General features: G+C 60.5%; 12 protein-coding genes. All 12 read right to left on the bottom strand.

What is annotated here, in order from left to right:
- Positions 1-22 precede the first annotated feature (22 nt).
- Positions 23-1,300, bottom strand: coding sequence for a flavohemoglobin expression-modulating QEGLA motif protein (locus JTJ32_RS00950; protein WP_099229670.1), 1,278 nt, complete (start codon positions 1,298-1,300; stop codon positions 23-25).
- A gap of 33 nt (positions 1,301-1,333) precedes the next feature.
- Positions 1,334-1,879 carry a hypothetical protein gene (locus JTJ32_RS00945; protein WP_099229669.1) on the bottom strand — a complete coding sequence of 182 codons (546 nt, stop codon included), beginning with the start codon at positions 1,877-1,879 and terminating at the stop codon, positions 1,334-1,336.
- 25 nt (positions 1,880-1,904) lie between these two features.
- Positions 1,905-2,630: a TetR/AcrR family transcriptional regulator gene (locus JTJ32_RS00940; RefSeq protein ID WP_099229668.1), complete on the bottom strand. Its 726-nt coding sequence runs from the start codon at positions 2,628-2,630 to the stop codon at positions 1,905-1,907.
- Positions 2,631-2,707: 77 nt separating this feature from the next.
- A complete protein-coding gene (lysS, locus tag JTJ32_RS00935; RefSeq protein ID WP_025992984.1) occupies positions 2,708-4,210 on the bottom strand; it encodes a lysine--tRNA ligase in 1,503 nt (500 codons plus the stop codon).
- Between the two features lie 123 nt (positions 4,211-4,333).
- Positions 4,334-5,429, bottom strand: a protein-coding gene (gene prfB, locus JTJ32_RS00930) for a peptide chain release factor 2 (protein ID WP_099229667.1) whose coding sequence is annotated in 2 segments (ribosomal slippage) — positions 4,334-5,356 and positions 5,358-5,429 — 1,095 coding nt in all. Because the reading frame shifts where the segments join, the coding sequence is not laid out codon by codon here.
- A gap of 162 nt (positions 5,430-5,591) precedes the next feature.
- Positions 5,592-6,596, bottom strand: coding sequence for a response regulator (locus JTJ32_RS00925; protein WP_099229666.1), 1,005 nt, complete (start codon positions 6,594-6,596; stop codon positions 5,592-5,594).
- Between the two features lie 45 nt (positions 6,597-6,641).
- Positions 6,642-7,652, bottom strand: coding sequence for a chemotaxis response regulator protein-glutamate methylesterase (gene cheB / locus JTJ32_RS00920; RefSeq protein ID WP_099229665.1), 1,011 nt, complete (start codon positions 7,650-7,652; stop codon positions 6,642-6,644).
- A complete protein-coding gene (locus tag JTJ32_RS00915; protein ID WP_210040427.1) occupies positions 7,649-10,012 on the bottom strand; it encodes a hybrid sensor histidine kinase/response regulator in 2,364 nt (787 codons plus the stop codon). Before JTJ32_RS00915 ends, cheB begins: the two co-directional genes overlap by 4 nt.
- Positions 10,009-10,698, bottom strand: coding sequence for a chemotaxis protein CheW (locus JTJ32_RS00910; RefSeq protein WP_099229663.1), 690 nt, complete (start codon positions 10,696-10,698; stop codon positions 10,009-10,011). The genes JTJ32_RS00915 and JTJ32_RS00910 overlap by 4 nt, the downstream gene beginning before the upstream one ends.
- A complete protein-coding gene (locus JTJ32_RS00905; protein ID WP_184318887.1) occupies positions 10,698-11,978 on the bottom strand; it encodes a CheR family methyltransferase in 1,281 nt (426 codons plus the stop codon). The genes JTJ32_RS00910 and JTJ32_RS00905 overlap by 1 nt, the downstream gene beginning before the upstream one ends.
- On the bottom strand, positions 11,975-12,511 hold the full coding sequence (locus tag JTJ32_RS00900; RefSeq protein ID WP_184318884.1) for a chemotaxis protein CheW: 537 nt from the start codon (positions 12,509-12,511) through the stop codon (positions 11,975-11,977). The genes JTJ32_RS00905 and JTJ32_RS00900 overlap by 4 nt, the downstream gene beginning before the upstream one ends.
- Positions 12,512-12,520: 9 nt before the next feature.
- On the bottom strand, positions 12,521-14,143 hold the full coding sequence (locus tag JTJ32_RS00895; RefSeq protein WP_099230058.1) for a methyl-accepting chemotaxis protein: 1,623 nt from the start codon (positions 14,141-14,143) through the stop codon (positions 12,521-12,523).
- Positions 14,144-14,484 lie beyond the last annotated feature (341 nt).

Here is a 14,484-nt window from a genome sequence, read left to right as displayed (position 1 = left end):
GGACGCGGAGCGTTCAGCGCCATCAGAGGATATTCGAGTAATCCGCCTCGATGCGATCCAGGCTCAGGTGGTTGAGGAAGTTGGAGAAGCACATCCAGGCTGACAGGGCGTTCATATCGCGGAACTGCTCGGGCAGGTATTTGGGTGCGACCACCAGGCCTTCATCGACCAGTTGGCGAAGGGTGCGCATGTCTTCCAGTGTGGTCTTGCCGCAGAACAACAGAGGCACCTGTTCCAGCTTGCCTTTGCGCACGGCCAACTGAATGTAGTTGTACACCATGATGAAACCCTTCAGGTAAGACAAGTCCTTGGTGAACGGCAGCCCGCTGGGCACCGAACCGCGGAAGACCCGGCTGGCGTTGCCGTAGCTTTCCGGCATGCCAAAGCCCTGCTCGCGATAGAACTCGAACACCTGCAGAAAATCCGCGCCCTCTTCGGCCATGTGAATGGCTCGTGTGCGGTTGGTCAGCTTGCGCAGACGGCTGGGGTAGGATGCAAAGGCGATGACCTCCATAAGAATCGCCAGCCCCTCCTGTGTCACGGTTGACGAGGGCGGGCCTTTGGACAGAAAGGTGCAGATCGGCTGGTTCTGCCCGTTGAGCGTAGTACCGACATGCACGAGGCCTTCATGGACTTCCAGCGCCCGCACATCGCGCTCATTGAACATCGCATCACTGCGGATCTTGATGTAGTCCGCACCCGCCGCCGCATCGGCCACGATGCCGTCGGACTCGAAGACGCGGATGGTTTCCTCGGCCTCGCCGAACACCCGGTTCAGGCGCGATTGCAGCAAGGCCACGGCATCCTTGGCAGTCAGGGTTTTCGGCTCGTCCTTCAGATCGCCACGTCCGGCGATGTTGTTCAGGTAGTCGGAAAGCATCAGCCCCAGATCGGCCAATGTGGGATCGCCCGCGTGAAACGCATCGGAGGCCGCGCCGTACAATTCCTGAGAGATCAGCCCGAAGTCGGGTGTGCCACGCGCTTCAAGCATGCGGATTACCATGCGGTATTCCCGGCACATCCGGCGCATGATCTGCCCGACCGGATTGAACTGACCCAGCTGGCGCGTGACGTCGCGCTCAATGTTCTGGAATTCCTGCTTGAGGGCGCTGGAGTCAAAGCCCAGCGGGCGATTTTCGTAATACGCGCGATCGACGGCCGGCAGGGCCTTGCCCTTGGCGGCCAGGAAATCCCGGCGCACCGTGTCGTCCCACTTCACTGCATCCAGCACGCGAATCGGTGTCTGCGCGGCAACAATCCGATCCGATAAAACACGAATAGTCTGCTGGTACTCGTCCACCCGGTACTCCTTGGCTGGCGGGCTATTGCCCTGCTACTTGGCAACGCGCCTGTAACGCGCGACTTCCTGAAAAACATCTGAGTTGGCAGGATCGTCAAGGTACCCGAATACCTGCTCCAGAGGGCTGGTAATCAAGAGGCCCTTGCCGGTTTCATTTTCGACCGGCTGACCGGCCAGACTGCCTTGCTCGACCCACTGGCCGACGCGATCCATATCCAGACTATAGACAACCAGCTCACCACTGCGGGTCAGCTCGAAACCGCCCATGCCATAGTGACCGCCATACCTGGACGGGAGCTTCGCCGAGAGGTACCAGCGACTGCCGTGGTGCGTCACCGTCACGGAGTACTCATCGCCGTGACGACGATCGCCCTTGCGGTAGCTCACGGCCTTGTAGCGGTTGACCCCGGCGCGCGAAACGTCCAGCTCCAGCGGCTCGCCCCAGGCGTTCTTGCTGGTCCACTGGCCCAGCAATCCGGAGGGCGCGGCATCATGGGCGGGTATCGGGTCCTTGAAGATCACCAGACAGCCGCTCAACAACAGAAACGACAACGCAATCAACACGCGCCAGGTCTTCATGGGGTTCTCCTGAACAGAGGCAGCGTCACCCTCGAACCGGTTGAGGGGTTCCCAGCACCAGACGCATCTGGCGGGTGAGCATACAGAGGATTTCTTCGTCCGCCTGACGCAGCGGGCCATGAAGCAGGCCCTGATATTCCATCCGGCGGATGAGCCCCGTCAACACTTGCGCGTCCTGATAAGGCTGCAGAGAGCCAATCACCTGAAAAAACTGACAGCTGCCCTGCAACAGAATTTCCTGGTGTGCCATGACCAGCGGGGTCAGACGCGGGTTGATCAGCGCCTCGTGATAGAACGCATGTTCGGCAATCAGATAGTCGCGCCGGGTCAGCAACTGGTGACGAATATGTTCCATCACCATTTTTGCAATGTCATCGGCGAGCTTGAAACGATCACTGGGACTGCCGGAACTGCGGGTCATCATGTCGCGCAAGATGACTTCGGTGTTCTGCCACAACCTGGCCAGATAGTCCGCGCTGCGCTGCACGTATTGGGCGAAGGCATCGGTCAGCAGATCGTCAATGTCCTTGAAGTAATACGTCGTCGCCGACAAAGGTACGCCCGCCTCGGCAGCCACGGCCCGATGGCGCACGGCACGTACGCCGTCACGCACGACAATGCGCATGGCCGCATCGAGAATGACCTGCCTGCGCTGCTCGCTCCCCTCTCGACTGGCCTTGCGGCCCTGATACTTGACACTTCTGGCCACCGCACTCGCTACCCCGGCAGCCCCTTCTCTGGCAATCGTCACACTGCAGTCCTTATGAATTCGTCCTGAAAAGACCCAAAAAAAAGCCGCCCATTCGAGGCGGCTTTCTTTTTTTTTCGTTACGCCTGCGGGCGCATGTGCGGAAACAGGATCACATCCCGGATCGACGGCGAGTTGGTGAGCAGCATCACCAGGCGGTCGATACCGATCCCCTCACCGGCTGTCGGCGGCATGCCGTACTCCAGCGCGCGCACGAAATCGGCGTCGTAGTGCATGGCTTCGTCGTCACCGGCGTCCTTGTCGGCCACCTGCGCCTGGAAGCGCTCGGCCTGATCTTCGGCGTCATTGAGCTCGGAGTAGGCGTTGGCGATTTCGCGGCCACCGATGAACAGTTCGAAGCGGTCGGTGACGCTCGGGTTGTCGTCGTTGCGGCGTGCCAGCGGCGAGACTTCAAACGGGTACTGGGTGATGAAGTGCGGCTGCTCCAGCTTGTGCTCGACCAGCTCTTCGAAAATCATCACCTGCAGCTTGCCCAGACCTTCGAAGCCCAGCACCTTGGCACCGGCCTTCCTGGCGATGGCACGTGCCTTGTCGATGTCCTGCAGATCGGCTGCGGTCAGTTCAGGGTTGTACTTGAGGATCGAGTCGAACACCGACAGGCGAACGAACGGTTCGCCGAAGTGAAACACCTTGTCGCCATACGGTACGTCGGTAGTGCCCAGAACCAGTTGAGCCAGTTCGCGGAACAGTTCCTCGGTCAGGTCCATGTTGTCTTCGTAGTCGGCATAGGCCTGGTAGAACTCGAGCATGGTGAACTCGGGGTTGTGCCGGGTCGAAACGCCTTCGTTACGGAAGTTGCGGTTGATCTCGAAGACCTTCTCGAAGCCGCCGACAACCAGACGCTTGAGGTACAGCTCAGGCGCGATACGCAGGAACATTTCCATGTCCAGCGCATTGTGGTGGGTTTCGAAAGGCTTGGCTGCCGCGCCGCCGGGAATGGTCTGCAGCATCGGCGTTTCGACTTCAAGGAAGTCGCGCTTCATCAGGAAGCTGCGGATGTGGGCGATCACCTGCGAACGCACGCGGAAGGTCTCACGTACGTCTTCGTTGACGATCAGGTCAACGTAACGCTGGCGATAGCGCTGTTCGGTGTCGGTCAGGCCATGGTGCTTGTCCGGCAGCGGACGCAGCGATTTGGTCAGCAGGCGCACGGATGTCATTTCGACGTACAGGTCGCCCTTGCCGGAACGGGCCAGAGTGCCTTCGGCGGCAATGATGTCGCCCAGGTCCCAGGTCTTGACTTCGGCCAGGGTTTCTTCAGGCAGCGTCTTGCGGTTGACATAGACCTGGATGCGACCGGTCATGTCCTGGATCACCATGAACGAACCACGGTTGAGCATGATGCGACCGGCAACCTTGACCGGAATCGCTGCTGCAGCCAGATCTTCCTTGGTCTTGTCGACATACTGTTTCTGCAGGTCGTTGCAGTAGCTGTCGCGGCGGAAGTCATTCGGGAAGGCCTGACCCTTGGCGCGGCCGGCAGCAAGCTTTTCCTTGCGCAGGGCGATCAGGGTGTTTTCTTCCTGTTGCAGGGCTTGCGGGTCGAGTTGTTGGTCGCTCATGTCTTCAGTCATTCCATCACAGGTTCGTTGCCCCGGTTCATCCGGGTTCGCGGGCGAGGCGGATAGCCGTCCCGGACGCTTGCACAGGATCGCGCTCACGGCACGAATCCTGCGAAGCGTGCATTACAGCCCTTGTTTGAGGCTTGCGATCAGGTACTCGTCCAGGTCACCGTCGAGCACCTTGTCGCAGTCGCTGCGCTCGATGTTGGTCCGCAGGTCCTTGATGCGCGAAGCATCCAGCACGTAGGAGCGAATCTGATGACCCCAGCCGATATCGGACTTGGTGTCTTCCAGCGCCTGGGACGCCGCATTGCGCTTCTGAACTTCCTGCTCATACAAACGGGCCCGCAGCATTTTCATGGCGGTGTCCTTGTTCGCATGCTGGGAGCGTTCGTTCTGGCAACTGACCACGGTGTTGGTCGGAACGTGGGTGATACGTACCGCCGAGTCGGTGGTGTTTACGTGCTGACCACCGGCACCGGAGGAGCGGTAGGTGTCGATCCGCAGGTCCGACGGGTTGATGTCGATTTCGATGTTGTCATCGATTTCAGGCGACACGAACACGGCCGAGAACGAGGTGTGACGGCGGTTGCCGGAGTCGAACGGGCTCTTGCGCACCAGACGGTGCACGCCGATCTCGGTACGCAGCCAGCCAAAGGCGTATTCGCCCTTGATGTGCACGGTCGCACCCTTGATGCCGGCGACTTCGCCAGCGGACAGTTCCATGATGGTGGCGTCGAAGCCGCGCTTGTCAGCCCAGCGCAGGTACATGCGCAGCAGGATGTTGGCCCAGTCCTGCGCTTCGGTACCACCGGACCCGGCCTGGATGTCCAGGTAGGCATTGTTCTGGTCCATCTCGCCGCTGAACATGCGACGGAATTCCAGCTTCTCCAGCGACTCGCGAAGGCGCTCGACTTCGGCCGCGACGTCATCGACGGCAGCCTGGTCTTCTTCTTCGGCCGACATCAGCAGCAGGTCCTTGGCATCGGCCAGACCGGACGTCATTTCGTCCAGCGTGTCGACGATCTGTGCCAGCAAGGCACGCTCGCGGCCCAGGTTCTGTGCGTATTCGGGGTTGTTCCAGACGTTTGGATCTTCGAGCTCGCGATTGACTTCGGTCAGACGATCATGTTTGTGATCGTAGTCAAAGATACCCCCGAATGGTTTCGGAGCGCTCGGACAAATCCTTGATGCTGTTTAGGATCGGGTTGATTTCCATGGTGGGCAGCACTCGCAGGCGAAATTTTCAAAGCCGACGAGTATACCCCAGGCAATGCCACGAAAGCAGCCCGTCGAGCGGGCCTTGTGCAGTCAATTTTATCGATTGGGCGGGTTTCTCAAGGGAGGAGACCTGCCGGAAACCGGCAGCACACCCTTCGACTCAACCCACCGAGACCTGATTGCGACCATTGTGCTTGGCCACGTACAGGCCCTTGTCGGCATCCAGAATCAACTGGCGACTGTGCCCACCGACCTGTGGCGAAACTGTGGCTACGCCGATGCTGACGGTAAGATGCGAGCCCTCGGCAGGTGCGACGTGAGGAATGTTCATGCCCACCACGCTCTGGCGCAGCTTTTCCGCGATCAGCCGCGCACCACCCGGCGACGTGTTAGGCAGCACCATCGCAAACTCTTCGCCGCCGTAACGGGCGGGTAGATCGGACGGCCGACTGCAGCTGTTGCGAATCGCCTTGGCCACTTGCCGCAGAGCTTCGTCGCCTTCCAAATGCCCGAAGCTGTCGTTGTAGACCTTGAAGAAGTCGACGTCGATCATCAGCAGCGACAGCTGAGTCTGATCGCGGGTCGCGCGACGCCATTCCAGTTCCAGGTATTCATCGAAATGACGCCGGTTCGACAGACCGGTCAGGCCATCGGAATTCATCAGGCGCTGCAGAACCAGATTGGTGTCGAGCAACTGCTGCTGGCTGACGCGCAGGGCGCGATAGGCCTCGTCACGTTGCAGCAGGGTCAGGTAGGAGCGCGAGTGGTAAAGAATCCGGGCGACCAGTTCGATGTTGTCCGGCAGCTTGACCAGGTAATCGTTGGCACCGGCGGCGAACGCAGCGCTTTTGATCAGCGGATCTTCCTTGGTGGACAACACGATGATCGGGATATCGCGGGTCAGCGGATTGCTGCGGTATTCACGCACCAGCGTCAGACCATCCAGGCCGGGCATGACCAGGTCCTGAAGAATGACCGTCGGCTTGATCTGCACGGCCTGGGAGATGGCTTGATGCGGATCGGCGCAGAAGTGGAAATCGATAGAGCTTTCGTTGGCCAGACCACGCCTGACCGCTTCGCCGATCATTGCCTGATCGTCGACCAGCAGCACCATTGCAGAGTTTTCATCCGGTGTTTTGATGTCGTCCATCTGCACATCATGCATGAAGTTTCTCCTGGTCACCAAGCACCGGTGAGTTCATCTGGGCAGTCATTGGGCGAATACCTCCACAAGCCGCGGAGCGATGGAAGTCAACGGCCGGATCTCGACCGCCGCATCGATGGCAGCTGCCGCCTTGGGCATGCCATACACCGCAGAACTCGCCTGATCCTGAGCGATGGTCAGGAATCCGCGCTCACGCATGGTCTTGAGCCCCATCGCGCCGTCGCGCCCCATGCCGGTCAATAAAACGCCCACAGCATCTCCATTCCAATAACGGGCCACACTTTCGAAAAACACGTCGATCGAGGGCCTGTAGATTTCGTTCACCGGCTCTGCCGTATAGGCCAGCGTGCCGCCCTTCAACAGACGAATGTGGTGGTTGGTGCCTGCCAGCAGAACCTTGCCGCTCTGGGGTACCTGACCTTCGAGGGCCAGTTGCACAGGCAACCCCGAGGCTGTGGACAGCCACTCGGCCATGCCTGCGGCGAAGACCTGATCCACATGCTGCACCAGCACGACTGCCGCCGGAAAGCTCGACGGCAGTGCCTTGAGCAGAATTTCCAGAGCCGCCGGCCCGCCCGCCGAAGAGCCGATGGCAACCAGACGGTCACGCCGAACGGCCTCACGCAAAGGCGTGGCGACGGTCCGCTCATGGGTGTTGCGCTGGCCCATGAGCCATTCGATATTCAGAATCTTGCGCAGCAGCGGTGCCGCCGCCCCTTTGGGGTTGCCAGCGCCAATGGCTGGCGTGTCCACCACGTCCAGCGCACCGTGCCCCATGGCCTCGAATACACGGTGCACGTTCTGTTCGCGATCCACTGTCACTATGACGATAGCGCACGGTGTGCTGGCCATGATCCGGCGAGTGGCTTCGACGCCATCCATGACCGGCATGATCAAATCCATCAGGATCAGATCAGGCGTCTGTTCAGCACAGCAGCGCACCGCTTCGGCGCCGTTACCCGCCACCCATATCACCTGATGCAATGGCTCGAACGCCAGCGCCCGGCGCAGCGCTTCGACAGCCATGGGCATGTCATTGACTATAGCGATCTTCATGCCTGCGCATCCCCTATCAGCTCGACGACTGCATCGAGCAAGGCATCATCATGGAAACTGGCCTTGGCCAGATAATAATCGGCGCCCGCATCCAGTCCGCGGCGTCGATCTTCCTCACGATCCTTGTAGGAAACCACCATTACAGGCAGTGATTGCAGTCGGGTATCCCGACGCAACAGGGTAACCAGCTCGATACCGTCCATGCGTGGCATGTCGATGTCGGTAATCAGCAAGTCAAAATCTTCGGCACGCAACGCGTTCCAGCCGTCCATGCCATCCACGGCAACCGACACTTCGTAGCCACGACCGACCAGCAGCTTGCGTTCCAGCTCACGCACCGTCAACGAGTCATCGACCACCAGTACACGCTTGCGCGACGCGCTGTCGATCTGACGGTTCCGACGGTCAATACGCTCCAGACGTCCGGTATTGAGCAGCTTTTCCACTGAGCGCAGCATGTCTTCGACGTCGATGATCAGCACCACCGAGCCATCGTCAAGCAGCGCACCCGCCGACACATCCTGGACCTTGCCCAGCCGCGCATCCAGCGGCATCACCACCAGCGTGCGCTCACCGATGAAGCGCTCGACCGCAACCCCGTAGACCGCGTCGCGCTCGCGAATCACCACGACCTTGAGCGCTTCGCCAGCATCCTGTGTGGAGGGACGATGCAACAACTGGCTGGCCGACACCAGGCCGACATGGCGTTCTTCGTCCCAGAAATGCTGGCGTCCTTCGAGTTGTACGATGTCATCGGGCTGCAGATCGCGCATGCGTTCAATGTGCGCCAGCGGGAAGGCATAGGCTTCGCCGCCGACCTCGACCACCAGGCTGCGCACGACAGACAGGGTCAGCGGCAACTCGATTCTGAAACGACTGCCCTCACCCGCCCATTGCTGCAGTTCGACACTGCCGTGCATCTGTCGAACCATGTGCTGCACGGCATCGAGCCCGACCCCCCGACCGGACACTTGCGTGACCTTGTCGCGCAGGCTGAAGCCGGGCAGAAACAGAAAGCTCAGCAGTTCCTCTTCGCTCAACTGGGCGGCGGTAACGGCAGGCGACAGGTTGCGCTGCACAATGTTCTGACGCAGACGCTCAAGGTCCACGCCGCCGCCATCATCACTCAGTTCCACCACCAGAAGACCGGCCTGATGCGAAGCCTGCAGACGAATCAGCCCTTCCGGCTCCTTGCCGTGGGCGGCCCGTTTTTCAGGTGACTCGATGCCATGATCGACCGCATTGCGCAGCAGGTGCGTCAGCGGAGCCTCGAGTTTTTCCAGCACGTCCCGATCGACCTGAGTCTTGTCTCCCTCGATCTGCAAACGGACCTGCTTGCCCAGCTCGCGCCCCAGATCACGCACCATGCGCGCCTGACCGACCAGCACGTCGGCGAACGGCCGCATGCGGCAGGCCAGTGCGGTGTCATACAACAGCTGCGCGCGCTGCCCCGACTGCCAGCCGAACTCGTCAAGCTCAGCGGTCTGCTGAGCCAGCATTTGCTGTGCCTGAGACAACAGGTTGCGGGCGTCTTCAAGCGCTTTCTGTGCGTCGGCGTTCAAACCACCTTCGCCGAAACTGGCACCCAGCACTTCAAGCGCACGGTCGCTGCTGCTCTGCAAACGCTTGAGGCGCTGCATACCGGCCAGCAAAGGTTTGAGACGCTGGGTCTCGACCAGAGATTTGCTCGACATGTCCAGCAGACCGTTGAGGCGTTCGGCAGTGACCCGCAGCACACGCTCGCCGCCTTCAACAACCCGGCGCTCCTTGAAAGGCGTAGCCGGTGGCGTCTCAGGTTCGGTCATGGAGGCGGGAGCGCTGGCCGGTTCCAGACGCAGATCGGCTGCCAGTGGGTCGACCGGCGACTCGCTCAGCGGTGCTGGCGTGGCCGACGCTTCGAGCTGTTGCAGAGCGCTGCCCAGCAACGGATCCGTCATGGGTACGCTGACTGTTCGCGCCGCTCCGGCACCTGAAGCCAGCAATGTGTTCACCCTCTCGACGTAAGCGTCGATATCGGGCTGGCCGACGCTGTTTCCGCCCGGCGTCGCGATGCGCATCAGCAGATCGGTTCCGGACAACAGGGCGTCGATGTGCTCAGGCTGGAGCAGCAGTCGCCCTTCCTGAGCACTGACCAGACAATCTTCCATCACATGCGCAACGCTGACACCGAACTCGACGCCGACAATCTTTGCTGCGCCCTTGAGCGAGTGGGCGGCGCGCATACAGGCTTCGAGCTGGTCGGCCTGGGTCGGGTTGCGCTCCAGCGCCAGCAGGCCTGCACTCAGAACCTGAGTCTGCGCGTCGGCTTCCAGCGTGAACAGTTCGAACAGCGAGGCGTCGCGCATTTGATCTGGCGTCATGTAAGGCTCCGGTGCACCGCCGACAGCAACTGATCTTCATCGAGCCAACGCAGGCTTCGGTCTTTCCACTGCAGGACCCCTCGGGTAAAACGCGCATTGGCGTGTGTACCGGAAGCCGAAGCGGCGTCCAGTTCACGTTGGTCAATGGCATGAATACCTTCGACCTCATCCACCGGCACCACGACAGGACCGCCCTCCGCTGCAACGATCAGCATGCGTGGCACCGTTCGTGCGGACTGGGCAATCACCGGATTGCTGTCCAGCCCCAACAATTCGACCAGTGAGATACAGGCCACCAGCGCGCCGCGCACGTTGGCGACACCCAACAACGCGCGCGAACGCTGATGCGGCAGGGAATGGATGGTCTGCGCGGGTGCAACTTCCGACAGACAGCGCGATGCCAGACCCAGCCATTCTTCGCCCAGACGAAAGACCAGAATCGAGCGCGTCTTGATATCGCGCTGCAGGACAGAGCCCTGAAACTGCTCGTGATGTTCCTGAGCATGGGAATAGCGGTCGAGCAGACGCGTGGCCGCCGCCGAATAGACAGCACAATTGCGGCAGTGGATATGGTCTTCCAGCAACGGACAGGAGCGGTCACCGTGAACGCCGATTCTATTCCAGCAGTCGTCGATGTCCTGGGCCTGGTCATGGGTAAGGCTTGAAAAACCAGACGGCCCCGTCATCAGTGATTTCCTTGTTTATTGGCACCGCGCACGGCGCGGTCCTGCAATCGGCGAGCCCCGGCACTGTCGCCCCTGGCGGCCAGCAACGCGGCCATCTGCGCCAGTGATTCCGGATGCTGTGGCTGAAGGTAAAGGGCCTTGCGGTAAAAACCCTGAGCCTCGGCAGCACGGCCTTCCACTTCGCAGAGCAACCCCAGCCAGTAAAATACCTGTGCCACCGGTTCATGCTGTTGCAGATAACGTTCGCAGGCGGCACGTGCCTCGACCGTCTTGCCCTCGTTGGCCAGACTGGCGATCGTGCCCAGTAGCGCAGCACTCTCGGCGGTGCCGGTTGCCACCGCAGGTTTGATGCCCGGCGCGAATGCAGCCGAGTTGCGCGAAACGGGCCTGGCAACTGGCGCGCGCGCAGGCGCATCGGGAACCGGCCGCGGCGTCGCGGTGCTGAATGGAGCAGACACAGGCGCAGTGAGCGTTGCAGCCGCGTCCCGAGGCGCATGGCGAAAAACGAAGGACTGGGCAATGCCCAGCGAGCGCATGCCAATGGCTGACAGCAGGTTGCCTTCGGCAGGGCCGATGAACAGCACACCGTCTTCACGGGTCAGTTGCTTGAGAACCTGAAAGACGTGTTGCTGCGTCGGACGGTCGAAATAGATCACCAGATTGCGGCAGAAGACAATGTCGTAGGCCACCTGCTTAGACAGTTTGGGATCGAGCAGGTTGCCGGGCTGAAAATCGATGCAGCCACGAACCAGATCGGAAATCTCGAAACTTTCGCCTGCAGGGGTAAAAAAACGCTCGCGAAAACTCAGGTCGCTGCCACGAAACGAGTTCTTGCCGTAAACACCGTGCTTGGCGCGTGCAATCGAAACAGGGCTGATATCAATGGCATCGATCTTGAACTGCCGCACGCCAATGCCGGCGTCGATCAATGCCATGGCTATCGAGTAAGGCTCTTCACCGGTCGAGCACGGCAGGCTAAGAATGCGCAACGGTCTTGCGCCGTCCAGCGCCGTCAGGCGCTCGCGAGCCAGTTTGCCCAGCGTCACGAAAGATTCCGGATACCTGAAAAACCAGGTTTCCGGGACGATGACGGCCTCAATCAGCGCCTGCTGTTCCTGCGGTGAAGTCACCAGCAAATGCCAGTAGGCATCGCTGTCCGGGCATTTCGCCGAGGCTGCGCGCTGGCGCAAGGCACGCTCGATGATGGCCTCGCCAACGGAGGTTACGTCCAGTCCGATGCGTTCCTTGAGGAAACTGTAAAAGCGCGAATCATCACTCATGGCGCATCCTCAAGCGATTCCAGATCTAGCGGGGGCACCGGATACAGCAACTCGCGCACCGGCTCGCTCAGCAGTTCCTGAACATCAATCCATTGCAACAGGCCCTGTTCGTCCTCGCGGACCGGCCCCAGATAAGGCGACAGGCGATTGTCCAGCCCGTACTCCTTGAACTGCGACACCGGGCATCGCAGGGTTTCAGTGGCCTGCTCCAGAATAAGCCCGAGCAACTGCGCCGGATGCTTGTCGTCGTGCCGATAATGCACCAGCACCATGCGCGTGCTGGTGCGCGCCTTGGCCGGCTGGCCGCAGTTCAACGCGCTGATATCGATCACCGGTACGATTTCGCCCCGGTGGGCGAAGATGCCTGCGACCCAATGCGGCGCTCGGGCAATCGCCTTGAGCTTCACGCGCGGCAGAATCTCGGCGATTTCAGTCGCCTCCAGCGCGTAGCGGTCCTCTCCGATGCAGAACAGCAGAAACAATTTGTTCGACGCGGGCAACGCGGCGTTACGCCTGGGCGATTGATCCATCATCAGCGATGCTCAGACCTTGAATCGCGATACGCCACTGCGCAGCCCGACCGCCACCTGACTCAACTCGTCGATGGCGAAACTGGCTTGACGCAATGAATCGACGGTCTGGCTGCTGGCGTCAGCCAGTTGTACCAGGGCCTGATTGATCTGCTCGGCGCCAGTGGCCTGTGCCTGCATGCCTTCGTTGACCATGAGCACGCGCGGGGCCAGCGCCTGAACCTGATGAATGATCTGCGACAACTGCTCCCCGACCTGCGTGACTTCATACATGCCGCGCCGAACTTCCTCGGAAAACTTGTCCATGCCCATGACACCTGCGGAGACCGCAGACTGGATTTCCCGCACCATCTGCTCGATGTCGTAGGTGGCCACGGCAGTCTGGTCGGCAAGACGGCGCACTTCGGTAGCGACGACGGCAAAACCGCGGCCGTACTCGCCCGCCTTCTCGGCTTCGATGGCCGCGTTGAGCGACAACAGGTTGGTCTGATCGGCAACCTTGACGATGGTCACCACCACCTGATTGATGTTGCCAGCCTTCTCGTTGAGGATCGCCAGCTTGGCGTTGACCAGATTGGCCGCGCCCATGACTTGATGCATGGTGTCTTCCATGCGTGCGAGGCCTTGCTGGCCCGAGCCCGCAAGAATCGAGGCCTGATCCGCAGCCGAAGTCACTTCGGTCATGGTCCGCACGAGATCGCGGGAGGTCGCGGCGATTTCACGCGACGTCGCGCCGATTTCGGTGGTGGTTGCGGCGGTTTCCGTAGCGGTCGCCTGTTGCTGACGCGACGTGGCGGCAATTTCGGTCACCGAGGTAGTGACCTGCACCGACGAGCGCTGAGCCTGGGCAACCAGGGCGGTCAATTCGGCCATCATGTCGTTAAAACCGGTTTCGACGACATTGAACTCGTCCTTGCGCGCCAGGTTCAGGCGCGAACTCAAGTCGCCTGTGCGCATGGTTTCCAGAATCCGGACGATGAGTTGCATCGGCGCGATGATCGAGCGCATCAACAGCAGCCCGCACGCAGCGGCAGCCATGACGGCAATCAACAGGGAGAAGACCATGCTGACCTTGGCGCCCAGTACGGCATTGACGATGTTGTCGGTGGCGCGATCCGCCAGCTGTTTGTTGGCTACGATCAGTTCATTGAGCTGTTTGCGACCGTCAGTCCAGACGGGATTGACCTCGCCGTAGAACTCCGCACGAGCACCCGCATAGTCGCCACGCTCGAACTTGGCGTGCACCTCGGCGAGCAGCCGGGAATAGGTTTCGCGACGCTTCTCGAAAACGGCGAAGCTGGCTCTGTCGGCGTCATCGAAAATGGACTTCTTGTAACCGTCCACCTGGGTCTGCAGTGCGTCATCGAAGCCCTGAAACTGATCCTTTTCCTGCTTGGTCAAGGCACGCCCCTGACCTTCGCCGATCAACTCAAGTGTGCGGATGTAGCTCTCACCCCAGGCGCTACGCACCAGAGTGCTGTAGTAAACACCCGGCAACGCGTCGAGACGCACCTGCTCTTCGCTGGACTCGATCGACAAAAGGCGTGAGTAAGACACAACGACCATCAACAGCATGATTGCAATAATGACAGCAAAACTCGCCAGAATGCGTTGGCGCAACGTCCAGTTCTTCACAGTCAGCCCTCGAGAGTTCAACGACGGCATCCGGCCGTGTTCAAGAAGCGGACCGACAGACGGTCCAAGCCGCGTGAGTATAGCCCAGCGTTTCAGCCATTTGCGGGTGATATGAAAATGAAATGACGGTCGACAGGCATGTGCCCGTATTCAGGGCTGAAACACGGGCCTGAACGCTGCGCGAAGGCCTGAAAATGTGGACTGTTGCGAGCTGCCTGTCGACTTGGCGACGGTCGGAACAGAGGGCGATCATGTGTGGAGCGTGCCGACATACAGGACAGCACAAGCCTTGGTAGAACAAGCCGGGTGACTTCACTGACACCCGGCTCGGCAACACCTGC

Origin of the sequence: Pseudomonas alliivorans (assembly GCF_017826695.1) — a bacterium.
GTDB lineage: Bacteria > Pseudomonadota > Gammaproteobacteria > Pseudomonadales > Pseudomonadaceae > Aquipseudomonas > Aquipseudomonas alliivorans.
The sequence above is the reverse complement of the archived record's forward strand: the minus strand, read 5'-3'. Positions and strand labels throughout refer to the sequence as shown.

What these genes read in the sequence shown, in the direction of transcription:
- JTJ32_RS00910 (WP_099229663.1), bottom strand. Translation starts at nt 10,698, where the DNA reads ATGACGGGGCCGTCTGGTTTTTCAAGCCTTACCCATGACCAGGCCCAG.
- JTJ32_RS00900 (WP_184318884.1), bottom strand. Translation starts at nt 12,511, where the DNA reads ATGATGGATCAATCGCCCAGGCGTAACGCCGCGTTGCCCGCGTCGAAC.
- JTJ32_RS00915 (WP_210040427.1), bottom strand. Translation starts at nt 10,012, where the DNA reads ATGACGCCAGATCAAATGCGCGACGCCTCGCTGTTCGAACTGTTCACG.
- JTJ32_RS00905 (WP_184318887.1), bottom strand. Translation starts at nt 11,978, where the DNA reads ATGAGTGATGATTCGCGCTTTTACAGTTTCCTCAAGGAACGCATCGGA.
- cheB (WP_099229665.1), bottom strand. Translation starts at nt 7,652, where the DNA reads ATGAAGATCGCTATAGTCAATGACATGCCCATGGCTGTCGAAGCGCTG.
- JTJ32_RS00945 (WP_099229669.1), bottom strand. Translation starts at nt 1,879, where the DNA reads ATGAAGACCTGGCGCGTGTTGATTGCGTTGTCGTTTCTGTTGTTGAGC.
- JTJ32_RS00925 (WP_099229666.1), bottom strand. Translation starts at nt 6,596, where the DNA reads ATGCATGATGTGCAGATGGACGACATCAAAACACCGGATGAAAACTCT.
- lysS (WP_025992984.1), bottom strand. Translation starts at nt 4,210, where the DNA reads ATGAGCGACCAACAACTCGACCCGCAAGCCCTGCAACAGGAAGAAAAC.